22 protein-coding genes and 1 riboswitch are annotated in these 22,478 nt (G+C 63.1%); of the genes, 11 read left to right on the top strand and 11 right to left on the bottom strand.

What is annotated here, in order from left to right; genetic code table 11:
• Positions 1 to 3: 3 nt before the first annotated feature.
• Both recQ and H162_RS0113520 read right to left on the bottom strand, forming a co-directional pair.
• Entirely contained in the window at positions 4 to 1,830 is a 1,827-nt protein-coding gene (gene recQ / locus H162_RS0113525; protein WP_020654014.1) for a DNA helicase RecQ, read from the bottom strand.
• Between the two features lie 7 nt (positions 1,831 to 1,837).
• Positions 1,838 to 2,671, bottom strand: coding sequence for an undecaprenyl-diphosphate phosphatase (locus H162_RS0113520; RefSeq protein WP_020654013.1), 834 nt, complete (start codon positions 2,669 to 2,671; stop codon positions 1,838 to 1,840).
• 210 nt (positions 2,672 to 2,881) lie between these two features.
• Between H162_RS0113520 and H162_RS0113515 the strand changes: the two genes are divergently transcribed.
• Positions 2,882 to 3,292 (top strand): hypothetical protein, encoded by a 411-nt coding sequence (locus H162_RS0113515; protein WP_040787363.1) that lies wholly within the window; start codon positions 2,882 to 2,884, stop codon positions 3,290 to 3,292.
• A 1-nt stretch (position 3,293) separates the two neighbouring features.
• Here the strand turns inward: H162_RS0113515 and H162_RS0113510 are convergent, their stop codons facing one another.
• Positions 3,294 to 3,572, bottom strand: a complete 279-nt coding sequence (locus H162_RS0113510; RefSeq protein ID WP_020654011.1) for a YkgJ family cysteine cluster protein — start codon at positions 3,570 to 3,572, stop codon at positions 3,294 to 3,296.
• Between the two features lie 135 nt (positions 3,573 to 3,707).
• Here H162_RS0113510 and H162_RS0113505 point away from each other — a divergent pair, with 135 nt between their 5' ends.
• The 5 genes from H162_RS0113505 (at position 3,708) to H162_RS0113485 (ending at position 7,865) form a co-directional block, all read left to right on the top strand.
• A complete protein-coding gene (locus H162_RS0113505) occupies positions 3,708 to 4,601 on the top strand; it encodes an SDR family oxidoreductase (protein WP_026354609.1) in 894 nt (297 codons plus the stop codon).
• Between the two features lie 104 nt (positions 4,602 to 4,705).
• Positions 4,706 to 5,347: a TetR/AcrR family transcriptional regulator gene (locus H162_RS0113500; protein ID WP_020654009.1), complete on the top strand. Its 642-nt coding sequence runs from the start codon at positions 4,706 to 4,708 to the stop codon at positions 5,345 to 5,347.
• A gap of 160 nt (positions 5,348 to 5,507) precedes the next feature.
• Positions 5,508 to 6,161 carry a protein-L-isoaspartate O-methyltransferase family protein gene (locus H162_RS0113495; protein WP_020654008.1) on the top strand — a complete coding sequence of 218 codons (654 nt, stop codon included), beginning with the start codon at positions 5,508 to 5,510 and terminating at the stop codon, positions 6,159 to 6,161.
• 9 nt (positions 6,162 to 6,170) lie between these two features.
• Entirely contained in the window at positions 6,171 to 6,494 is a 324-nt protein-coding gene (locus H162_RS0113490) for a rhodanese-like domain-containing protein (protein ID WP_026354608.1), read from the top strand.
• A 39-nt stretch (positions 6,495 to 6,533) separates the two neighbouring features.
• Positions 6,534 to 7,865, top strand: coding sequence for a TolC family outer membrane protein (locus H162_RS0113485; RefSeq protein WP_020654006.1), 1,332 nt, complete (start codon positions 6,534 to 6,536; stop codon positions 7,863 to 7,865).
• A 93-nt stretch (positions 7,866 to 7,958) separates the two neighbouring features.
• On the opposite strand, the gene ribB is transcribed toward H162_RS0113485, so the two are convergent.
• From ribB to H162_RS30805, 8 genes are all read right to left on the bottom strand, one after another.
• Entirely contained in the window at positions 7,959 to 8,606 is a 648-nt protein-coding gene (gene ribB / locus H162_RS0113480) for a 3,4-dihydroxy-2-butanone-4-phosphate synthase (protein WP_020654005.1), read from the bottom strand.
• 102 nt (positions 8,607 to 8,708) lie between these two features.
• Positions 8,709 to 8,849: riboswitch (FMN riboswitch) on the bottom strand.
• Between the two features lie 19 nt (positions 8,850 to 8,868).
• Positions 8,869 to 9,129 carry a hypothetical protein gene (locus tag H162_RS34025; protein WP_156885597.1) on the bottom strand — a complete coding sequence of 87 codons (261 nt, stop codon included), beginning with the start codon at positions 9,127 to 9,129 and terminating at the stop codon, positions 8,869 to 8,871.
• A gap of 68 nt (positions 9,130 to 9,197) precedes the next feature.
• A complete protein-coding gene (locus H162_RS34020) occupies positions 9,198 to 10,307 on the bottom strand; it encodes a hypothetical protein (protein ID WP_156885596.1) in 1,110 nt (369 codons plus the stop codon).
• A 39-nt stretch (positions 10,308 to 10,346) separates the two neighbouring features.
• A complete protein-coding gene (locus H162_RS33225) occupies positions 10,347 to 11,909 on the bottom strand; it encodes a hypothetical protein (protein ID WP_084677013.1) in 1,563 nt (520 codons plus the stop codon).
• A gap of 43 nt (positions 11,910 to 11,952) precedes the next feature.
• Positions 11,953 to 14,778, bottom strand: coding sequence for a type VI secretion system Vgr family protein (locus H162_RS0113470; protein WP_020654003.1), 2,826 nt, complete (start codon positions 14,776 to 14,778; stop codon positions 11,953 to 11,955).
• Positions 14,779 to 15,050: 272 nt separating this feature from the next.
• The gene (gene gloA, locus H162_RS0113465) at positions 15,051 to 15,464 is read right to left on the bottom strand and encodes a lactoylglutathione lyase (protein ID WP_020654002.1); all 414 of its coding nucleotides are present in this window, start codon (positions 15,462 to 15,464) and stop codon (positions 15,051 to 15,053) included.
• 105 nt (positions 15,465 to 15,569) lie between these two features.
• The gene (locus tag H162_RS0113460) at positions 15,570 to 15,995 is read right to left on the bottom strand and encodes an OsmC family protein (protein WP_040787357.1); all 426 of its coding nucleotides are present in this window, start codon (positions 15,993 to 15,995) and stop codon (positions 15,570 to 15,572) included.
• Between the two features lie 17 nt (positions 15,996 to 16,012).
• Positions 16,013 to 16,324: a hypothetical protein gene (locus tag H162_RS30805; RefSeq protein ID WP_020654000.1), complete on the bottom strand. Its 312-nt coding sequence runs from the start codon at positions 16,322 to 16,324 to the stop codon at positions 16,013 to 16,015.
• Positions 16,325 to 16,454: 130 nt separating this feature from the next.
• Here H162_RS30805 and H162_RS0113450 point away from each other — a divergent pair, with 130 nt between their 5' ends.
• The 5 genes from H162_RS0113450 to hemH all read left to right on the top strand — a co-directional run bounded on the left by H162_RS0113450 (position 16,455) and on the right by hemH (position 22,045).
• Positions 16,455 to 17,369: a DUF3667 domain-containing protein gene (locus H162_RS0113450; protein WP_169444492.1), complete on the top strand. Its 915-nt coding sequence runs from the start codon at positions 16,455 to 16,457 to the stop codon at positions 17,367 to 17,369.
• 130 nt (positions 17,370 to 17,499) lie between these two features.
• Positions 17,500 to 18,402, top strand: coding sequence for an NAD kinase (locus tag H162_RS0113445; protein ID WP_020653998.1), 903 nt, complete (start codon positions 17,500 to 17,502; stop codon positions 18,400 to 18,402).
• A gap of 28 nt (positions 18,403 to 18,430) precedes the next feature.
• On the top strand, positions 18,431 to 20,095 hold the full coding sequence (gene recN / locus H162_RS0113440) for a DNA repair protein RecN (protein ID WP_020653997.1): 1,665 nt from the start codon (positions 18,431 to 18,433) through the stop codon (positions 20,093 to 20,095).
• Between the two features lie 152 nt (positions 20,096 to 20,247).
• Positions 20,248 to 20,676, top strand: a complete 429-nt coding sequence (locus H162_RS0113435; protein WP_020653996.1) for an organic hydroperoxide resistance protein — start codon at positions 20,248 to 20,250, stop codon at positions 20,674 to 20,676.
• Positions 20,677 to 20,941: 265 nt separating this feature from the next.
• A complete protein-coding gene (hemH, locus tag H162_RS0113430) occupies positions 20,942 to 22,045 on the top strand; it encodes a ferrochelatase (RefSeq protein ID WP_020653995.1) in 1,104 nt (367 codons plus the stop codon).
• Positions 22,046 to 22,478 lie beyond the last annotated feature (433 nt).

Raw genomic sequence — 22,478 nt, 5'->3', positions numbered from 1 at the left:
GGGCTACATCATCTCGCCGATGAGGGCGACGATCTCGTCGCCATACGACACCAGCTTCTTCTCGCCCACGCCGGTGACGCCGCGCAGCTGGTCGAGCGAGGTCGGCTTGACCTTGGCGATCTCGCGCAGGGTGGCGTCCTGAAACACGACATAGGCCGGCACGCCGTGTTCGCGCGCGGTCCCCATGCGCCACGAGCGCAGCCTGTCGAAGATCGCCTGCTCGGAGCGCGACAGTTCGATTTCCTCGAAGCTGGAGCCCGAGCGCGAGGCGGCCGGGCGCTTGGCCTTGACCGGTTTCTGGTACTGGCGCAGCTGCACCTTCTGCTCGCCCTTGAGCACCGGGCGCGCGGCGTCGGTGAGCTTGAGGGAGCTGAAGGCGTCGTGGTCGACCGTGACGAAGCCCAGCGCGATCGCCTGGCGCACGATGGCGCGCCATTCCTGCTCGGAGCGGTCGGCGCCGACGCCGAACACGGTGAGCTTGTCGTGGTGCCACTGGCTGATGCGCTCGGTCTGGGCGCCGCGCAGCACGTCGATCACGTGGCCGGCGGCGAAGCGCTGGTCGACCCGGTAGACCGTGGACAGCAGCTTTTGCATCGGCACCGTGCCGTCGAAGGACACCGGCGGGATCAGGCAGGTGTCGCAGTTGCCGCAGGGGCCGGAGCGTTCGCCGAAGTAGTCGAGCAGGCGCATGCGGCGGCAGCTGAGCGTCTCGCACAGGCCGAGCATGGCGTCGAGCTTCATCGACAGCACGCGCTTGAAGGTTTCGTCGGCCTCCGATTCGTCGATCATGCGCCGCTGCAGCACCACGTCCTGCAGGCCGTAGGCCATCCAGGCGCTGGCCGGCATGCCGTCGCGGCCGGCGCGTCCGGTCTCCTGGTAGTAGCCTTCGATGCTCTTGGGCAGGTCGAGGTGGCAGACGAAGCGCACGTCGGGCTTGTCGATGCCCATGCCGAAGGCGATGGTCGCCACCATCACGATGTTGTCTTCGCGCAGGAAGCGCGCCTGGTTGGCGGCGCGCACCGTGTGTTCCATGCCGGCATGATAGGCCAGGGAGCGGATGCCGTTCTCGTTGAGGAAATCGGCGGTCTCCTCGACCTTCTTGCGCGACAGGCAATACACGATGCCGGAATCGGCCGCGTGCTCGGAGGTGATGAAGTCGAGCAGCTGCTTGCGGCCGGTGGTCTTTTCGACGATGGAATAACGGATGTTCGGACGGTCGAACGAGGACACGAACTGGCGCGCTTCTTCCAGCTGCAGGCGGTGCGCGATCTCGGCGCGGGTCTGCTGGTCGGCGGTCGCGGTGAGCGCGATGCGCGGCACCTGCGGGAAGCGCTCGTGCAGGATCGACAGGCGGATGTACTCGGGCCGGAAGTCGTGGCCCCACTGCGACACGCAGTGCGCCTCGTCGATCGCGAACAGGGAGATGTGCGAGGCCTCGAACAGTTCCAGGCAGCGCGGCGTCATCAGGCGCTCGGGCGCCACGTAGACGAGGTCGATATCGCCGGTGCGCACTAGGCGCTCGATGCGCAGGGTTTCCTCGAAGGTCTGGGTCGAGTTGAGAAAAGCCGCGCGCACGCCGACTTCGGCCAGGGCGTCGACCTGGTCCTGCATCAGGGCGATCAGCGGCGAGACCACCACGCCGACGCCGTCGCGCAGCAGGGCCGGGATCTGGTAGCACAGCGACTTGCCGCCGCCGGTGGGCATCAGGACGAGCGCATCGCCGCCACTGGCCACGTGCTCGACGATGTCGGCCTGCTGTCCGCGGAAGGCGGGATAGCCGAAGACCGTCTGCAGCAGGTGGAGCGCGCGCGCGCTGATATCGGAATTCATGGCTTGTTTATTCAGCCCAGCTGACGAGGTCGAAATGGGCGGTTACCAGGACCAGGATACCGAATACGATACGGTACCAGGCGAAGATCGTGAAGTCGTGCGTGCTGATATAGCGCAGAAGCCAGCGCACGCACAGGAAGGCCGAGACGAAGGCGGCCAGGCCGCCCAGGCCGAACATCGGCAGGTCGGCCATGGAAAGCAGCTCGCGCTGCTTGATCACCGAGTAGGCGGTGGCGCCCAGCAGGGTCGGGATCGCGAGGAAGAACGAGAACTCGGTGGCGGCCTTGCGCGACAGGCCGAACAGCATGCCGCCGATGATGGTCGCTCCCGAGCGGCTGGTGCCCGGAATCAGGGCGAACGACTGCGCCAGGCCGACCTTGAGCGCGTCGAGGAGGCTCATGTCGTCCACCGACTCGATGCGCGCCGCCTGCGTCCTGCCATTGTTGCGGCGCTCGACCCACAGGATCACCAGGCCGCCGACGATGAAGGCGGTGGCCACCGGCACGGGCGCGAACAGCCGGGCCGTGATGGCCCCGTTGAACAGGAAGCCGAGCGTGGCCGCCGGAAGGAAGGCGATCAGCACGTTGGTGGCGAAGCGCTGCTGTTTCGGGTCGGAACCGAGGCCTTGCACGACGCGCGCGATGCGCTCGCGGTATTCCCAGATCACGGACAGCATCGCCCCGGCCTGGATCGCGATCTCGAAGACTTTGACTTTCTCGCCGGTGAAATTGAGCAGGCTGCCTGCCAGGATCAGGTGACCGGTGGAGGAAATCGGAAGGAATTCCGTGAAGCCCTCGACCAGGCCCATGATGATCGCCTTGATGGCGAGAAGAATATCCATGAAGCTTGTTAAAGTGATCTCGAAGTGTTCCGTGGAAGAAAACTGCGCGGGGTCGAAGCTTACCACGAGCAGGGCCTGGCCCGACGGCTCATCCGTGGCGGGCACTGTATTTTATTGGTGGCGCGTTGCCATTCGATGACGGCCGGGATGCTTGCATTTATCGCTGCCAGGCGTGCGCAACTTCGCGCGGAGCGTGCTAGACTGAAGTGCATGAGTATTCTCATAGTTCTCGTACTTGCCGTGGCCGCCGTGGCGGTCTTCCGGGGTCAGTTGTCGAATTCACTGCGTTACCGGACCTGCCAAAGCCGGGTCTGGCGGCGCGCGTTCCCAGGCGCATCGCGGAAGGACATTCGCGAATTCCTCGCCCTGGTGGTATCGGCGTTTTCATTCCGTGACAGCGACCGGCTGCGCTTTCGCCCCGACGACGAAGTACTCGGCATTTCCCGTGCCGCCCATCCCCACAAGCGCCCCACCGACGTGGCCGACATCGAAACGCTGGCGACAGCCTTGCAAAAGCGCTATGGCGTGATGCTGGCCGAGGGCTGGTACGACGGACTCACCCTGGGGGCCCTGTTCCGCAAGGTCCAGTCGGTACGCACCGACCACGCCATGGCCGCCTGATTCATCCTGGCGCCGTCGCCTGCTCCAGTTCGCCCAGCCAGTGGATCGCCTGTTCGCGGCTGGCGCCGCACATCTCGCTCGAGGGCTGCAGCCCGCCGCAGAAGGCCGGACGCTCGGGCTTGCCGAAGATCATGCAACGCTCGTCCTCGCCCAGCTGAATGCAGCGCACGCCGGCAGGCTTGCCGTGCGGCATCCCTGGAATCGGGCTGGTGATGGACGGGGCGGTGCAGCAGGCGCCGCAGCGCGGGCGGCATGCGAAAGGGGTGGTGGAGGTGCTCATGATCGTAGCAAAGGCTGGGCGCCAGTATACATCGCAACGGGGTCCTAACCGGGCGCTTCATTGCTGGAAATCCTGCTACGTTGTCGTTATTGAAAAATAAACCGGCAAGCTGCGGCGCAGACAGCGGAGGCATCGATGTCCACCAGTCCACTCAAACCCCTGAACCGGCAGGTCATGGTCATCACCGGGGCCACCAGCGGGATCGGCCTGGCGACCGCGCAGGACGCCGCCAGGCAGGGCGTGAAGCTGGTGCTGGCCGCGCGCGGCGCCGACGTGCTCGATGCGGTGGTGGCGGGCATGAACGCGCTCGGCCAGGAGGCGATCGGCGTGGTGGCCGACGTGTCCGAGCGCAGCCAGGTCGAGCGCATCGCGCAGATGGCCATCGCGCGCTTCGGCCGCATCGATACCTGGGTCAACAATGCCGGCGGCACCATCTACGGCCGGCTCGACGAAGTGTCCGAGGAGGACAGCCGGCGCCTGTTCGACATCAATTTCTGGGGCATGGTGCATGGCTCGCTGACCGCGCTGCCGCACCTGAAGCTGCAGGGCGGGGCGCTCATCAACGTCGGCAGCGAGGCTTCGGAGGTGACGATCCCGATGCAGGGCATGTATACGGCCAGCAAGCACGCGGTCAAGGGCTTCACCGACGCCCTGCGTGTCGAAATCGAACAGGTCGACGAGGCGCCGGTATCGATCACCCTGATCGAACCGGGCCCGGTCGACACGCCGCTGCCCCAGCATGCGCGCAACTACATGGACCGCGAGCCGAAGCTGCCCTCGCCCCAGGTCGATCCGCACCAGGTCGCCGCCGCCATCCTGAACGCGGCGGTCGTGCCGATGCGCACCGTACGCGTCGGTTTCATGGCGACCGTCGACACCGTCATGGAAAAACTGATGCCCAGGCTGTCGGACCGGCTGTCGGTCTTCCAGGTGTCGCGCCAGCAGCGGGATGCCCCGCCGCACAATCCGGACGGCAGCCTGTACCAGTCGTGCGCGAACGGGCGCATCTATGGTCCGGGGAGCGCCTGAGCTGACGGGCGCCCGTGTCGCGTCCTGGGACGCATTCTTTGCTTGACTGGGCAGTTAACAGCGTTCTATAGTTGATGATCATAAAATAGTTTCTAGGTTGAAACATGCAATGTCAACTCGACAGCAAACCGCGCTGGGAGCGCCGCAAGGACGCCCGTCCCCAGGAGCTGCTCGCTGCTGCCATTGACCTGTTCGTCGAGCGCGGCTTCGCTGCGACGCGCCTGGAAGACGTGGCGCGCAAGGCCGGTGTATCGAAAGGTACGCTGTACCTGTATTACGCCAACAAGGAAGAACTGTTCAAGGCGGTGGTGCGCGAGAGCATCGTGCCGATGATCGGCGAGGCCGAACTGTCGGTGGCCGAGTTCGACGGCCACAGCGCCGACCTGCTGCGCCATGTGATCCTGTCGTGGTGGCGCCGGATCGGCAGCACCAAGGCCTCCGGGATCAGCAAGCTGATCATGGCGGAAGCGGACAATTTCCCGGAGCTGGCCTGTTTTTACCGGGAAGAGGTCATGTACCGCGGCACCCGCATGATTTCGAGCATGCTCGAGCGCGGCGTCAACCGCGGCGAATTCCGCGCCCTCGACATTCCCCAGGTGACCCAGGTGCTGATCGCGCCCATGACGATGCTGTCGACCTGGAAGCACAGCATCGCGCCTTGCGAGCGCTGCGACCTGCAGCCCGAAGCCTTCCTCGAAGCCTTCCTCGATATCACCCTGCACGGGCTGATCCCGGCTGTCCGGTAAGTTGCCATCACGCCAAAGTCCGTATTTCTGGCGTTCATTCCCTCCAAACTGCAGACTGTCGCAATTTCCCGCGGTCCTGGCGCCCCATCGTTAAGATGTGCGTCCTGAGGCCGTTCAACGATAAAATATCGGATTATTTATTTTTCCACCGAGAACTCAGATGAATATCGAACAAGCCCGCTTCAACATGATCGAACAGCAGATCCGTCCGTGGAACGTGCTGGACCAGGACGTGCTCGACCTGCTGCACGTGGTCAAGCGCGAACAGTTCGTGCCGGAAGCCTTCCAGAACCTGGCGTTTGCGGACATCGAGATCCCGCTGCCGGGTGGCGAAGCGATGTTTACGCCGAAGATGGAAGCGCGCATCGTGCAGGAAATCGCGGTGAAGAAGCATGAGAACGTCCTCGAGATCGGCTCCGGTTCGGGCTACATGGCTGCGCTGCTGGCGCATCGCGCGCGCCATGTGACCGCCGTCGAACTCCTGCCGGAAACCAAGGCGCTGGCCGAACGGAACCTGGCCAAGGCCGGCGTCACCAACGTGACCGTCGAGCAGGGCAACGGCGCCGAGGGCTGGCCCAAGGGCGCGCCGTACGACGTGATCGTGGTGTCGGGCGCGCTGCCGGTGCTGCCGGACGCCCTGCTCAAGCAGGTCAAGGTCGGCGGCCGCATGGCGGTGATCCTGGGCGAAGCGCCGGCGATGAGCTGCAACATCATCACCCGCACGTCGGAAACGGCTTATGACTCGGTCAAGGTGTTCGAGACCGACGTCAAGCCGCTGACCGGCGCCCCGGCGCCGTCGCGCTTCACGTTCTAAGGAACTGCGATGCAACAAATGACTGCTCCCGAGTTGGCCGCCTGGCTGGCCGACCCGGCGCGCGAGCAGCCGCTGCTGCTCGATGTGCGCGAAAACTGGGAATTCGAGACCTGCCATATCGCAGGCTCGGTCCAGATTCCGATGCACCTGATCCCGATTCGTGTCGGCGAGCTCGACGACGACCGCGGGATCGTGTGCATCTGCCACCACGGGGCACGCAGCATGCAGGTTGCTGCTTTCCTCGAACGAAACGGATTTAGCAACGTAACGAATCTGACGGGCGGAGTACACGCCTGGGCCGTGCAGGTCGATCCTTCGATGCCGAAGTACTGACCTGGTTCCTAACTTTTGATGACTCCTGTGGAGAAAGCAATGCAGAAACCCCTTATCGCCGTGCTGCTCGCCAGCGCGTTTTTCTCGCTCAACGCAAGCGCGGCCGACCTGATCCAGGTGTACCAGCAGGCTCTGGCCAACGACGCGACGTATGCGAGCGCGCGCGCGGCCCTGTCGGCCGGGCAGGAACGGATCACGCAGGGGCGTGCAGGCTTGCTCCCGGTGGTGGGGGTCAGCGGTAACTACACCAAGAACGACAATGATTTCTCGCCGTGGAACGAGGGCGCCCCGGGCGTCTTCGGCACCGGCGCGAACCTGCGCACCAACGAGTACACGCTGTCGCTGCAGCAGCCGCTGTTCCGCTGGGACCGCTGGCAGACCTACCAGCAGAGCAAGCTGCAGCAGGCGATCTCCGAGGCGCAGTTCGCCCAGGCGCAGCAGGACCTGATCACACGCGTGGCCTCGGCCTACTTCGAAGTGCTGGCGGCCCAGGACAAGCTGGAATCGACCAGCGCCCAGAAGTCGGCGGTGACCGAGCAGCTGGCCTCGGCCAAGCGCAACTTCGAGGTCGGCACCCAGACCATCACCGACACGCACGAAGCGCAGGCCGCGTACGACCTGGTGATGGCGCAGGAATTCGCCGCGATCAACGACCTGGACAACAAGCGCAATGCGCTGCAGGCGATCATCGGCAGCGCGCCGGCCACGCTGGCGCCGCTGAAGCCGGGCATCACCCTGGCGCCGCCGCAGCCGGCCACGGTGGATCCGTGGGTGTCGTCGGCGGAAACGCAGAACTACGGCGTGACGGTGCAGGAACTGTCGGTGGAATCGGCGAAGCGCGACATTTCGCGCAACCGCGCCGGCCACCTGCCGACCCTGGACCTGATCGCCACCTCGACCCGCCGCGACATCGACGGCAGCACCCAGAGCTCGGGCGTGACCAAGAACAACGCGATCGGCGTGACGTGGAGCGTGCCGATCTTCAGCGGCTTTGGCGTGACCAGCCGCGTACGCGAATCGATCGCGCTGGAAGACAAGGCGCGCAACGACCTGGAAGCCACCCGCCGCAACGCGGCGCTGCAGGCGCGCCAGTCCTTCCTCGGCGTGAACAGCGGCCTGGCCCAGGTCAAGGCGCTGGAAGCGGCGGAAGTGTCGAGCCAGTCGGCGCTGGAATCGAACAAGCTCGGTTACCAGGTGGGCGTGCGTATCAACATCGACGTGCTGAATGCGCAGCGCCAGCTGTACCAGACCCGCACCGACCTGTCGCGCGCACGCTATGACACCATCCTCAACGGCCTGCGCCTGAAGGCGGCCGCCGGCTCGCTGCGCGAGGCGGATCTGGTGCCGGTGAATAACCTGCTGGCGAAGTGATCCGGCGCACGCCGTGACGGCGTGCCGCGTGATGACAACCCGGAGACGGCTTGCCGGTATCCGGGTTTTTCTTTTTTTGGAGTACCCCGCCGCTTACGCTGCGCGCGCCTTACGCCATTGAATCAGCTCGGCGATCGTCAGGATCGGGAACCCGCGCTCTTCGGCGAACTGCTCGATCGCCTCGCCGCGCATCATGGTTCCGTCGGCGTTCATCAGCTCGCACAGCACCGCAGCCGGCTGCAGCCCGGCCAGTTTGGCCAGGTCGACCGAGCCTTCGGTATGCCCGGCGCGCGCCAGCACCCCGCCCGGGGTGGCGCGCAGCGGGAACACATGTCCCGGACGCACCAGGTCATCCGGCTGCGCATTGCGCGCGATCGCGGCGCGGATGGTGGTGACGCGGTCGGCCGCCGACACGCCGGTGCTCACGCCATGGCGCGCCTCGATCGACACCGTGAACGGCGTGCCGTAGCGGCTGCCGTTCTCGGCGGCCATCGGCGGCAGCTCCAGCGCGCGCACCTTGTCGTCGGACAGGCACAGGCACACGATGCCGCTGCATTCGCGGATCAACAGGGCCATGGTCTCGACGCTGAGCTTTTCGGCCGCGACGATCAGGTCGGCCTCGTTCTCGCGGTCGAAGTCGTCGAGCAGGATCACCGGCACGCCAAGGCGCATGGCGTCCAGGGCGGCGGCAATGCGGCCTTCGAGGTCGGTACTGTGGAGGGTGTAGGAATTGACTAACATGTGAGACGCTCCTCGCATAAGTTGGCGAAAAACGCATCAGGGCAAGCGAATACGCGCACTTCGGCTGGCCGCGTGGCGGCAGCAGGCAAAGCGCATGACAACGCACATCTTCTTTCATCCGGACTATACCGTCGGCTCTGGCCTCTCACCAGATCTGCTGACCCTGCTTGTAGCAGGCGCTCGCGGGCTCGACCGTTAGGCCATACCGCCGGTGGGGAATCGCACCCCGCCCCGAAGACGTATGAATAAATGGATGCCTGTGTTAGCAGGCGGGGAAATTGTAGCAGCGCCTCAAAGTCTTTGCTGAAGAGCTGCTGATTTTGCGGTCAGGCTCTTGCTGAAGGGGGGCAAGGGTGTTCTTGTTCCTTCCTTGCTTGCGACTTTTGCGGACGGTGTCTTCGGTGACCCCCATGAGCGCATGAAGACGTTCTTGCAAACCCTTTAAATACTCCATCGAAGAAAAATAATACAGCAGAGCTGCTTGCTTTTTCTGCCATGGTGTCAGCTGATAGGTCGGCGTCATAGATGATCCCTTCTTGACTGAGCTTATACGGACGCTTACGGCTCGATTTTCTCTGATTACGACATGAGTCAATTTTGCTTCGCATCCCACTGCCAAATTACTTTTCCGTAAGTGGAACCTAAGTCTGGAAAAACATCGCCCCTTTCAAATCGGCGCCGCGAATCAACCTGTGCCGGGGTGAAGTAAAAGCCGTTGTCGTGACATGTGGTTCCTGACGCAAACCGGTGTTGTTCATGGCTGTTGTGTTCGGTCTCTATCTCTACCGGCTCAAATTCGCCATTCAAGAGTTCGACATAGCACCATTGTGAGGGATGCGATGTAAATGCATTGCGAGCAACCAGGCTGGGAACCGACTTCGGGACTAGCGGGTCCTTGAAGAAAGGATCGCTTGAAAGAGCAGGGTTGGACAGATTCGCAAATACGAAGTCGAGCATAGCCTTCTCATCCACCCAAAGCCGTGATCTGCCTACTGCAGCTAGCGCAGTCTTACCCAAATCATTAAATGATGTACAGTCCACAAGTCTTCCGTTTGGTGAGCCGACCCAGGCAAACTGCAGGGATGCATGCGGATCATCTACCGATACATAGACGCCTGTTTTAGGAGGGAGGGTGCCGCTCTCCGCAGTAATGTCAGTCCAAACGCGAAACTTCGGCAGCATGGGAAAGTGCTCTCTCTGCTTTGTCCACTCAAGAGTCAAGCCGAAATCAGTCCATTCGTTCGATCCACCGGTTTTATCCATCGTGTCATCGATATTTCCTGCATATCGAGAAATTTCAGCGAATGCTGCATCGAACTTTTCCTGTTCTTCGGGCGTGGTCCATAGCATTGAATATTCGGACATTCCGCGTCCACACTGGTATGTGCCTGTTACATGATATATGCTTAATGCTCGATCTGCGATATCTCTTGTTACGGACTGTCGAAAGTCGGCAAGAAAGCCCCATGCATTATTAGCCCAATTCTCGGTCGTATTGCGATCTCCCCACTGAGGGCTCCGTAACCACTGGTCCCGCTTCTCTTCGCGACTTTTTTTCAACGTATCGTCAGTAATTCCCATTAGTGCGTCCAAGCGGAATTTTAGTCCTTTTAAATAGTCCATCGATGAGAAATAATAGAGCAGAGAGGCTTGTTTTTTCTGCCACAAGGTTAGCTCGGAATGTGTCTTCATAATGGTCATAATTAGGATTGGTGGACTCGGTTGAATACATTATTTATCTTATTTCCTCAGTGTCGTTAACTGTCCGGGCAATGATGGTAAGCCTATTTTGTATTCAAGCCCGCTGCCATTAAAGTCGATATATCCCCATCCCGTCTCAAATGGGCCGTTGATGCTTGGATGTTTTATGGCTTCACGAATTCCGGTATATTCTTTTCTTTGCAACTCATCCAACTTATTGTATTCATTCTGATCGATGGCGTCGTTGAGGATGTCCTTGTTGCTTCCCGTTTTCCTGTAATAGAGCATAATGTCATTTCGAGGATCGTTCCTGGCTACATTGAAAACGATTTGTTCCCAGCCTCCTTCCAGGTAACGATTGGCGAGATTGTCTTTTGTTTGGCTGGAGGCCGGGCCTCGCCAGACTTTCATGGATTCACCAGGCTTTATGTCGAAGATTACAAATTGTCCATTAGCGTTCCAATCCGGCCATACGGCCAGGTACTTGCGCCATGCTTCTCGGGGATGGGGGGAGTTCTGGATTTTCTTGAAGACCTCCTCACTGATCCAGCAATCGCTCATTGCGCGACTATTCGGTGACACGATCCGGTAGAGGCGGGCCGGACCTTTTATCTCTTCAGTCTCCATCTTATGGAATGACTTGATATTATCTTCGTTTAATGGCGGCCATCCATCTTGCACTTTTTCTGCAACTTTCAACTCCACGTCTTTATATTTTTGACGCCGCCAAGGAAGCTTTGTTCCTTCATTAAGCCATCCGGGCCTCGGGTGCGGGGTGCGCATAAGGCTGATTGCTGTCGATTCCGGAAGAGTTCCTCGATAATGGACATTGCTGACATTTACTATCCCCTGTCGGGATTTCAATGTTTCTCGTTCTAATCTGTGGGCAATGTTATTCATGACTGAATCGATAGTTGCGATCACCTCTGTCATTCCTTCTTGCGCTCGTGAACGTACCCATAGGACGATCTCGAGCGTTTTCTTTGCTTTCGGTCCGACTGTGGGAATAAGCTCGACCTTTGCAACCAGTATACGTAGCGTCCGGATTCCAGCATCAAAGGCCTGTATGAGTTCGTTAGGTCTGATTTTTGACTTGATTGCCTTGATTTCTTGGGATAACCAAGAAAAAACTTCATCGACCTTGTGTTGATGTAGATAGCGCTGGAATGATTCTCGTCGCAGCAGAGTAATGACCCACGTCATCGCATTATCGACAGCGCTTTCGATTGCTTGTCCGCTCGCTCTTCGTACGAAGGCAAAGAATACCTTCAATACACCTTTCACAAGAGACCCGAGAAACGGGAATAGTCCTATCAATGTAAGAACCAATGCGATCCACGCCCATTTGTCAATGACGTCTTCTCGCAATTTCTTGCAATTCGCGATCAGATCGCGAACATCGCATACCTGATCCACTAACGGAATCATCGAGATTGCCGCATCGAGCACTATCTGCCCGGTCGACCTGTTCTCATCGAAATCTCCTTGAACGGCCTGCCAGAACCATTCCCAGGGATTTCCTGCAATCTCCTCTTCGGTTTTTTGTTCATTCGTTGCCCACGCCAGCGCATCCCGCATTTGCGTCGTGTTTATCTCGGCCATGAATATCTGCTCCGACGGTAAGCTATCGTGAAGAACAGCAGGGTCAGCGGATCAAACTTTGAAGAGGGTCGTGCGGTGTTTCTTTTTGTGGCTTGCGCGGCTTGTAGATGACTTTCGCAACCGGCTTGTCTGCGATGTTTTCATGCAGTGCTTTCCCGTCCTTGTCGAGCGTGCCGGAGATCACGGGGCCGCCTTTGAAGTGAATCTCATACTCGGCATCCGGGATGCCTTCCCCAAGCTCGGCGTCGACATAGTTCAGGGCGATCCAGTGCTGCGCCTCTTCTTCAGGCTCGCCTGGCAAGCTGCGCAGATCGGCGGCTTTCCGCGCGCCCTTGTCGAACACATGCTGCCCACCCTTGACCGTGAATTTCCCCGGACAGGCAAACGTGATATTTCCCCCCTCGAGCGTGATCGCGGACTGTCCCGCCTGCAGCACGATCTTTTCCCTGGCCTTGATCTCGATCCGGTCATTCACCGAAATCACCGTGATCTCCTGGTCCGCCAGGATTTCCAGCTGATCCGTATGCGCCTGCAGCGATACCGGCCCGTTCGCCGCGATCGCCTGGATCCCGCCCGCATGCGTGAAGAAGCTGGCGGCATTCCCAGCCACGGCCGACACCGTATGCGCGGCCGCCATGTGCAGATCCGACTGCGTGCTCCAGTGCAGCTGCTGGCCTGCGTAGATCACGGTCGATGCCGGCGTCGCCCAGTTGATGCCGGCCGCCGAATCCATCAGCACGAGCGCCGCACCGAACTTTTCCACCGGCTGCTCCGGATCGAGCTCGCGCGAGCCGCTGCCCGCCTTGAGCGCCGCCTGTCCATCGACCGCGCCTTCGTAGCTGCCCTTGGCCTTGGGATCGATCCGCTCGATGAGTTCCTCCAGCGCCCTGGCGGCATCCTTGCTGAACAGGGCTTGCTGCTGCGTGGCCGCGTCACCCAGTGTGCCGTTCAGGGCTTGCGCAGCCTTGAACGAAGCCAGCGCCTCGGCCACGTCGATCTGCGTCGACGTGATCCCGCTCCCCAGCCCGGGCCGCGCATGCGTCGAGAGCAGCACGCCTTCGCCGCCGCGCAGCACGCCCCAGGCATCGGTGCGCAGCTCGAAACCGCTGCCCCGGTACGCGCCGCGCTGCGCCGAGTGGGGCGACTGCTGCACCAGGTAGCCGAGATTGAGCTGCGAGTCGGCGCTGCTGCTTGCCAGCCGCATGCGTAGCTGGCCGGTGCTGTCGTCCAGCACCCACTGGTTGTAGCCGCCTCCGTCGACATTCACGGTATGGATCCCGGACAGCACACCCGGATGGTCGGCCCCGGAATCGACGCCGGCCGCGAACGGCGGCAGGTCCGATCCCGTGTACAGCTGGGCCACGACGACCGGGCGGTCGATATCGCCTTCGATGAAATCGACCAGCACCTCGGTCCCGATGCGCGGCGTGAACACCGTGCCCCAGTTCGGCCCGGCGAGCGCTTCGGCCACGCGCACCCAGGCGCCGGAAGCGTCGTTGCCGGGCGCGTTGCCCTGCGCATCCAGGTCGTGCGCCATGCCGCCGGGGTTCGCGGCCAGGCCGCGCTGCCACGGGAACTGCACTTTCACCTGGTGGTCGCGCGTGGTCGTGGACACCGCGCCGGGCAGGCCGACCACCAGCGCCGTCTGCGGCCCGGGCGCGCTGCGGGGATGCGGCGCCGCCGTTGCGCGCGGCACCAGGGCCACGGTCTCGCGCACGCAGGCGAAGCTGTTGCGGTAGGTCCCGTTGTCGACGCCGGCTCCGGTGGCGCCGGCAATCCCGGTCCGGAAGGTGTTGCGCGCCTCATGCCGCACCCATAGCACCTTGAAGGCATTGTCGCCCTCCGGATAGCGGTCATGCTGGGTGAGCTGGAATGCGCAACCCGCCGCCAGCCGGCGCACCGCGCCATCGCCCTCGAATACCTTGTTGTGCAGTTCCAGCGCCTGCAGCATCAGTTCGCTGTGCGTCCTGGCGGCCGCGCTGTCGCTGGCGATGCGCTCGCCGCTGCCGTCGTAGACCTGCATTGCCGGCAGCTCGCCCGCATCCAGGTGCGAATGCTGCTCGGCGCCTGGCGCGAACAGCTGCGCCGGATCCCAGCTGCTGATCGTGACGGCGTTGGCCTGCACGCTGCGCCGCGCGCGGAAGGCGTCGATGGCGTCGTCGCGCTCGGTCGCGCGCACGCCATGGAAGCGGATCACCTCCCCGCCCGGCATGCGCGGCGCCAGGGCCCGGCTGTCGAAGATGACGAGGCGATGCCGGGCCTGCCCATGGCCGGCGCCGCCCCGGCCTTCGGCCTGGTCGTGCTCGAAGCGCCAGTTCAGGCCTTCGGAGGCGAGCAGGCGGATGAAGAAATCGAGGTCGCTCTCGCGGTACTGCGTGTAGATGGGACGCGCCGCCAGCGCCTGCGTGAGATCGAAGTCGAAGCGCACCTGGGGATAGTCGGCCAGCAGTTCGGTGACGATGTCGCGTGCGTTCCGGTCCTGGAAAACATGGCTGTCGCGGCGCAGCGCCAGCAGCGCCAGCGCGGGCTCGAGCCGCAGGCGGTAGCGCGCCACGCCGCCGTCGGCGCCCAGCCACGAAGCCGCGGTGCAGGTGCCGTGCCACGCGCGCCGCGCACCGTCCGGCTGCAGCAGGCCGAGGGTCAGTTCCTCGCCGATGAACAGCGACAGATCGAGGTCGGTGGAGGTGCTGAGCGCGTCGACGTCGAAACGGAACAGTTCATTGACCGCCTCGCGGCCCGTGAACTGCTCGGCCGCCAGCGAATCGGGCAGGCCGCCCGGCTGGGCGCTCGCCAGCGTGACGAGGCGCGCATGCTGGCTCAGGCCCGTGCCGAACAGGCCCAGCGACGCAAGGTCCGGAAGCGCTTTCATCGGAAAGACTCCTTTGCATAGTCAACGATCGGAGCGGCTTCATGGCGGCCACTTCGTGCAGAGGTCGCTCAGCGGTCGATCTTAAAGGAGCCGGGCAAGACGATGGTGACTGGAGGCATGAGCTTGATCATGCTTTGTCGAAATATTCTGAGGGGGTGAAGCGGGCGCAGGGCAGGGCGCCCTGGCAAGGCCGCGCGAGGCGACCGGATGAGATGAAACAGGCGCAGCGGCCGTTGCGGCGCCGCGCCCTGCTGGCCGGAGCGCTGCCGGTATCAGCTGCTCAGGCCGCCGCCGCCCTGGTGATCCTTGCGCTCGATCAGCTCGACCTTGTAGCCGTCCGGGTCGGTGATGAAGGCGATCACGGTGCTGCCGCCCTTGACCGGGCCCGGCTCGCGCGTGATGTTGCCGCCGGCCGCGCGCACCTGGTCGCAGGTGGCGTAGATGTCGTCGGCCGAGATCGCGATGTGGCCGTAGGCCGTGCCCATGTCGTAGCTGTCCACGCCGTAGTTGTAGGTCAGCTCCAGCTCGGCGTGTTCCGGGTTGCTGCCGTAGCCGAGGAAGGCCAGCTTGTATTGGTATTCCGGGTTGTCGCTGGTACGCAGCAGCTTCATGCCGAGGACGTTCGTGTAGAAGTCGATGGAACGCTGCAGGTCGCCGACCCGTAACATGGTGTGCAGGATGCGCATGGTGAGGTGTCCTTGTGGATCATCAGGAAAGCGGCAATTTTATGCGTTTGCTGCGATCCTTGCCGGGGTGGGCGTGCCGGTCCGCACGCCCGTCCGCGATCCGGCTCAGCTTTCCAGGCGTGCGTCCAGGGTGATGGTGGCGTTGAGCACTTTGGAGACCGGGCAGTTTTCCTTGGCATCCTTGGCCACCTTGTCGAACGTTTCCTGGCTGGCGCCCGGAATCTTCGCGACCAGGTCGAGGTGCACCGCCGTGATCGAGAAGCCGCCGTCGACCTTGTCGAGCGAGACGGTGGCGGTGGTGCGCAGTTCCTGCGCCTTCAGGCCGGCCTGCTCCAGCTTGCCGGACAGGGCCATCGTGAAGCAGCCCGCGTGGGCGGCGCCGATCAGTTCCTCGGGATTGGTGCCCGGGCCGTCCTCGAAACGGGTGTTGAAGCCGTATTGCGTATCCTTGAGCACGCCGCTACCGGTCGAGATCGCGCCCTTGCCATCCTTGATGCCGCCGCTCCAGACGGCGCTGCCATTGCGTTTGATCGTCATGTGTTTTCCTTTCAGGGTTTCTTGTCGGGCGCCGGCGTGGACGCATCGTGGTCGCGCATCGAACGGTGCCGGTCCGGCTGCGGCTTGGCCTGGCCAGTGGCGCCCGGCGCCGGCTCGACGGCTTCGGAAATGCCCGGCGTGGCGCGCGCATCGGTATCGACCAGGCCCTGTTCCAGGTCCTTGGCCGCCTGCTTGATGACCCCGCGCGGTTCCTGGGCCTGCCCATCCGGGCTCTCGTCGCGCTCGTGGGGCTGGCGCTTGACGCCGTCGTTCTGCATCGGTTCCTTGGTGTTGACGAACCGGTCCTTGGTTTCGGTAACCATGTTGCTCTCCTTTGCTTTCCGTTTCGTCAATCCTAACTGTGCGCGGGCGAGACAGTCGCGCAATTGGATGATGCTTTTTTGCAATTAAATCGCTACCATGCAGGCTTGTCCGTTTTTCATCCTCGACACCTTGAAATCCGAAGCCCTTCCCAGCCACGCCACCTGCTGCAAGAACTGCGGCGCCGCTACCTGCGGCAATTTCTGCCAGCAGTGCGGCCAGGCGACCCACCTGCACGTGCCGAGCGCGCGCGAATTCCTGCACGAGTTCATCGCCCATTACGTCGCGCTGGAAGGCAAGCTGTGGAAGTCGCTGGCGCTGCTGCTGTTCAAGCCGGGTTTCCTGAGCCGCGAATATATCGAAGGCCGGCGCGTGCGCTACATCGAGCCGCTGCGCCTGTACCTGACCTTCAGCATCATCTTCTTTGCCCTGTTCAAGATGAGCGGCGTGGATATCGTCAATTTCGGCAACAGCGGCCGGGATGCGGCGCGTCCGGCGGTGAGCACACTGGTTGGCGCCAGGCAGCCGAAGGATGCCAAAGTCAAGGAAGCAAACGACAGGGAGGAATACAACAGCTTCCAGCGCAACACCATCGAGAAGCTTGGTTCCATCAATCCACAGCTCGGCGCGAACACGAAAAAATTCTTCGACCTGCCCACCGAACAGCAGAACACCGCCACCAAGCGCGCCTTCTTCGGCTACGCCCCCTACGCGATCTTCCTGCTGATGCCGGTGTTCGCGCTCTTCCTCAAGCTGCTCTATCTCGGCACCAGGCGGCGTTACGGCGAACACTTCCTGTTCGCCCTGCACAGCAATGCCTTCGCCTTCGTCATGCTGAGCGTGTTCATGCTGACTCCGGACGGATGGAGCTTCGTGCGTCTCCTGACGATGGGCTGGCTGGTATTCTACCTGCCGACCGCGATGCGGCGCGTGTACGGCGGCAGCCGCCTGGTCACCGGGCTGCGCTGGATCGCCCTGATGATGCTGCATATGCTGAGCCTGATCGTCGCGGTGGTGGCGGCGACCGGCATGGCGCTGATGGGCTGAACTTGCAGGTCTCGGGGCGGCCCCGTTATACTGTCTATCTGTACAGTATTTCACGGGCACCCAACTGGCAGTCGCAGGGATTATCGGTTAATCTCCAGCGTGTCGTCACCACCCTACCGCCGAGATCGATATGACCGCCACGCCTGAACCGCAACCCATCATCGCGCTCGTCGTCCGGCACAATACGGCCGGGGTAGAGGAGCCGGTGGGCCGTATCCTGGAATTCCTGCGCGACGCCGGCTACCGCGTCGTCTTCGAAACCGACACCGCCGCCCACCTGGCGCTCGACGGCATCGAAGCCATCAGTGTCGACGAGATCGGCAGGCAGGCCCAGGCCGCGGTCGTGGTCGGCGGCGACGGCACCATGCTCGGCATCGCGCGCCAGCTCGCCAAGTACGACATCCCGCTGATCGGCATCAACCAGGGACGGCTCGGCTTCATCACCGACATCCCGATGGAAGACATGCTGCCCGCGCTCGGCGAGATCCTGCAGGGCGAGGCGCGCACCGAGAAGCGCACCCTGCTGGAAGCGCGCGTGGTGCGCGACGGCCAGGTGATCTTCTGCGGCCTCGCGGTCAACGACGTGGTGGTGGCGCGCGGCACCGGCGCCGGCATGGTCGAACTGAAGCTGATCGTGGACGGCGAGTTCATGTACAACCAGCGTTCGGACGGCCTGATCATCTCGACCCCGACCGGCTCGACCGCCTATGCGCTGTCGGCGGGCGGCCCGCTGCTGCATCCGAGCCTGCAGGGCACCGTGCTGGTGCCGATCGCGCCGCATGCGCTGTCGAACCGGCCGATCGTGGTGCCCGATTCCAGCGAGATCGTGGTCGAACTGGTGAGCGGCCGCGACATCAGCGTCAACTTCGACATGCAGACCTTCACCAACGCGCAGCTCGGCGACCGCATCGTCATCTCGCGCTCGCCCAACATGATCACGTTCCTGCATCCGGACGACTGGAGCTACTACCACACGCTGCGCCAGAAGCTGCACTGGAACGAATACCCGACCAACGAAGGCAAGCTCAAGTAAATCGCCACAACAGGAGACACGATTTTTCATGCTGCGCACACTTACCATCCGCGACTTCGTCATTGTCGACACCATCGAGCTTGAATTCTCGAACGGGTTCACGGTGTTCACCGGCGAGACCGGCGCCGGCAAGTCGATCCTGATCGATGCGCTGCAACTGGCGCTGGGCGGGCGCGGCGATGCCAGCATGGTGCGCGAAGGCGCGGCCAGGGCCGACATCACGGCGGACTTCGCGCCGACCGAAGCGGCGCGCGCATGGCTGGTACAGAACGAGTTCGAGGCCGACGAAGGCGGCGCGCTGGTGCGCCGCGTGATCGACAACGCGGGCCGCTCGAAGGCCTACATCAACGGGGTCGCCGCCACCGCCGCGCAGCTGCGCGAGCTGGGCGAGATGCTGGTCGACATCCACGGCCAGCACGCGCACCAGTCGCTGCTCAAGCCGGACGCCCAGCGCGACCTGCTCGACAACCAGATCGCCGTGCGCGATCCGGGCGCGCGCGCCGAGGTGGTGGAGGTCGCGAGCCTGTACCGCGCCTGGCGCGCACTGGTGCGCCAGCGCGAGGAATACGAGACCAATGCCAAGAACGTGCTGATGGAGCGCGAGCGCCTCGAATGGCAGGTGGGCGAACTCGACAAGCTGGCGCCGAAGCAGGGCGAGTGGACCGAGATCAGCAACGAGCACAGCCGCCTGTCGCACGCCGCCAGCCTGCTCGAAGGCGCGCAGGAGGCGCTGGCCGCGATCTCGGAATCGGACCATCCGATCCTGTCGCAGCTGTCGTCGCTGAACCAGAAGCTGGGCAAGCTGGTCGATGTGGACACCCAGCTGCAGGCGGTGCTCGACTGCATGGAGCCGGCCCGCATCCAGCTGCAGGAAGCCGTGTACGCGCTGAACAACTACATCGACAAGGTCGAACTCGACCCGGACCGCCTGCGCGAGGTCGATGCGCGCATGGAAGCGCTGCACAGCTCCGCGCGCAAGTACCGGGTCACGCCGGAAGAACTGCCGGAAGAGCACGCGGCGCTGGCCGCCAAGCTGCGCCAGCTGGCCGACGCCACCGACATCGAAGGCCTCAGGAAGCAGGAAGACAAGGCCAGGGCGGCCTATACCGAAGTGGCCAGGCGCCTGTCGGCGCGGCGCGCCAGGGCGGCCGCCGAACTCAGCGTGCAGGTGACGGCCGCGATGCAGGAGCTGAGCATGGGCGGCGGCAGTTTCGCCATCGGGCTCAACCCGGCCGAGCCGAACGCGCACGGCCTGGAGCAGGTCGAGTTCCTGGTGGCCGGCCACGCCGGGGTGGCGCCGCGTCCGCTGGCCAAGGTGGCATCGGGCGGCGAGCTGGCGCGCATCTCGCTGGCGATCTCGGTGATCACGTCGAATGCGACGACCGTGCCGACCCTGATCTTCGACGAAGTCGACACCGGCATCGGCGGCGGCGTGGCCGAGGTGGTGGGGCGCCTGCTCAAGCGCCTGGGCCAGCAGCGCCAGGTGCTGTGCGTGACCCACCTGCCGCAGGTGGCGAGCCAGGCCAACCAGCATTTCCAGGTGGCCAAGGGCCTGACCGACGCGGGCCGCACGGTGTCGCGCATCGATGTCCTCGACAGCCGCTCGCGGGTGGAAGAGGTGGCGCGCATGCTGGGCGGGATCGAGATCACGGAGACGACGCGCAAGCATGCGCGGGAGTTGCTGGCGTCCTGAATGCCCGTCATGACCGCCAATGGCGGTCATGACTCCCCTTTTCGGCCTATCGTCATCTTTCCTTCTCCATTCTGTGGCAAAGTTCTACTGATCCGCGGCCACGCCGCGGCTTTGCACTGTTTGACCCACCACTCACACAGAAGGGAGTTCGAATGAGCATCGAAAAAGTGCTGTACCGTGCCCAGGCCACCTCGCAAGGCGGCCGCGAAGGCAGCTCGAAGAGTTCCGACGGCGTCCTCGACCTGAAACTGTCCACCCCGAAAGAGCTGGGCGGCGCCGGCGGCAGCGGTACCAACCCCGAACAGCTGTTTGCAGCCGGCTGGTCGGCCTGCTTCCTGGGCGCCGTCAAGTTTGTGGCTTCCCAGCAGAAAGTGACTTTGCCGCCAGACCTGACCGTCACCGGCGACGTCGGCATCGGCCAGATCCCGACCGGCTTCGGCATCGAGGCCGTGCTGACCATCCACGGCCCGGGCATGGACAAGGCCCAGCTCGAGGGCATCGTCGAGAAGGCGCACATCGTGTGCCCTTACTCGAACGCCACCCGTGACAACATCGACGTCAAGCTGAACGTCACCACCTGACGCTCCCCCGATGCAGCCCGGTCCGCAGGGCCGGGCCACGCGCCCATGTTCGCGCCACGGGACCCTACTGAGAGCCTATCTCGGTAGTCAGGGGGCGCTACTGGCGCGCCTGACAAGCGTGGGCGGCGTTGCTCGTCATTGCATGGCTTGCCATGCGGCCTCCTCGCGCCTTGCCCTCGCTTGCCATGCATCGCCATTAGCATCCCCCCTGCCTACTGAGATAGGCTCTTATAATGTAAGCCGTCCCGTCACCATCCCTGCATCCATGCCATTCCGCAAAGAACCGCCGCACGCCCACGGCAGCATCCCGCAACATGCGATCGTCCTGGTCAATCTCGGCACCCCCGACGAGCCGACCCGCCCGGCCGTGCGCCGCTACCTGAAGCAGTTCCTGTCCGATCCGCGCGTGGTCGAGATCCCGAGCCGGATCTGGTGGTTCATCCTGCACCTGTTCATCCTGCCCTTCCGCTCCGGGCAGTCGGCCGCCAAGTACCGCACCATCTGGACCCGCGAAGGGTCGCCGCTGATGGTCCATACGCAGAAGCAGGCCAACTTGCTGGACCGCATGCTGGCCGAGCGCGGCCACGAAGGCGTCAAGGTGGTGATGGCGATGCGCTACGGCACGCCCGCGCTGTCCGACGTGCTCGAGCGCCTGAAGGAAGAACATTGCGACCGCATCGTGGTGCTGCCGGCCTACCCGCAGTATTCCGGCACCACCACCGCATCGATCTGGGACGCGGTCTTCGGCCACTACCGGCGGGTGCGCAACATCCCGGAACTGCGCCTGGTGAAGCACTACCATGACCACGAAGGCTATATCAAGGCGCTGGCCGCGAGCGTGGAAGCGCACTGGGACAACCACGGCCGCGGCCAGAAACTGGTGATGAGCTTCCACGGGGTGCCCAAGCGCACGCTGCTGCTGGGCGACCCGTATTTCTGCGAATGCCAGAAGACCGCGCGCCTGCTGGCGGCCGAGCTCGGCATCGGGCCGGAAGCCTACCTCGTCACCTTCCAGTCGCGCTTCGGCAAGGCCGAATGGCTGCAGCCCTATACCGCGCCCACCGTGCAGCAGCTGGCGCGCGAAGGCGTCGAGCGCATCGACGTCATCTGTCCGGGTTTCACCAGCGACTGCCTGGAAACGCTGGAAGAGATCAACATGGAAGTGCGCCACGAGTTCGAGGCGGCGGGCGGCAAGGAATTCCATTACATTCCCTGCCTGAACGAATCGCCGGCCTGGATCACCGGCATGGCCGAGATTGCCGAGCAGCACCTGATCGGCTGGCCGACCGTGACGACGCCGGTCCAGCAGGCCGCGCAACGGCGCGATCTCCAGGTCGGCGCGCAGCACGCGGCGCAGCTCGGCGCCTGAATCCTGCGGCACGCCGCCGGCGGTGCTCAGCGCCTGCCGCCGGCCGGTTTTGCCAACCTGTTAAAATGCCTGGTTTGTCAGGGCGTCGCGCCGATTCCCGCGTAGCACAACCAGGCCAGTGCGGCGATGGTGTACAACACGACGGCGCCACTGATCAGCTGTAGTCTCATGATGTCTGCTCCCGATGGCTTGTTCCCGGGCGGATGATCCGCCGGCAAGCTTGTCGATAAGGTTAATCTTTATCGTTGGGAAATGAATCAGGGAAATAGTAAATCCTGTAACAAATGTTGTCAGGCATTGTTACTGGCCATTTTTGAATGGCATTTCCACAATTCCCCTTGAAATTGTAGGAGTTCGCCCCATCTGGGGGGCTGTATGTCAGGCAGGACACGTTACTAACTCAGCCAAGTCCTTGATTCTAGGAGTTTTTTCG

It is taken from the genome of Massilia niastensis DSM 21313, from assembly GCF_000382345.1.
GTDB lineage: Bacteria > Pseudomonadota > Gammaproteobacteria > Burkholderiales > Burkholderiaceae_D > Telluria > Telluria niastensis.
The sequence above is the reverse complement of the archived record's forward strand: the minus strand, read 5'-3'. Positions and strand labels throughout refer to the sequence as shown.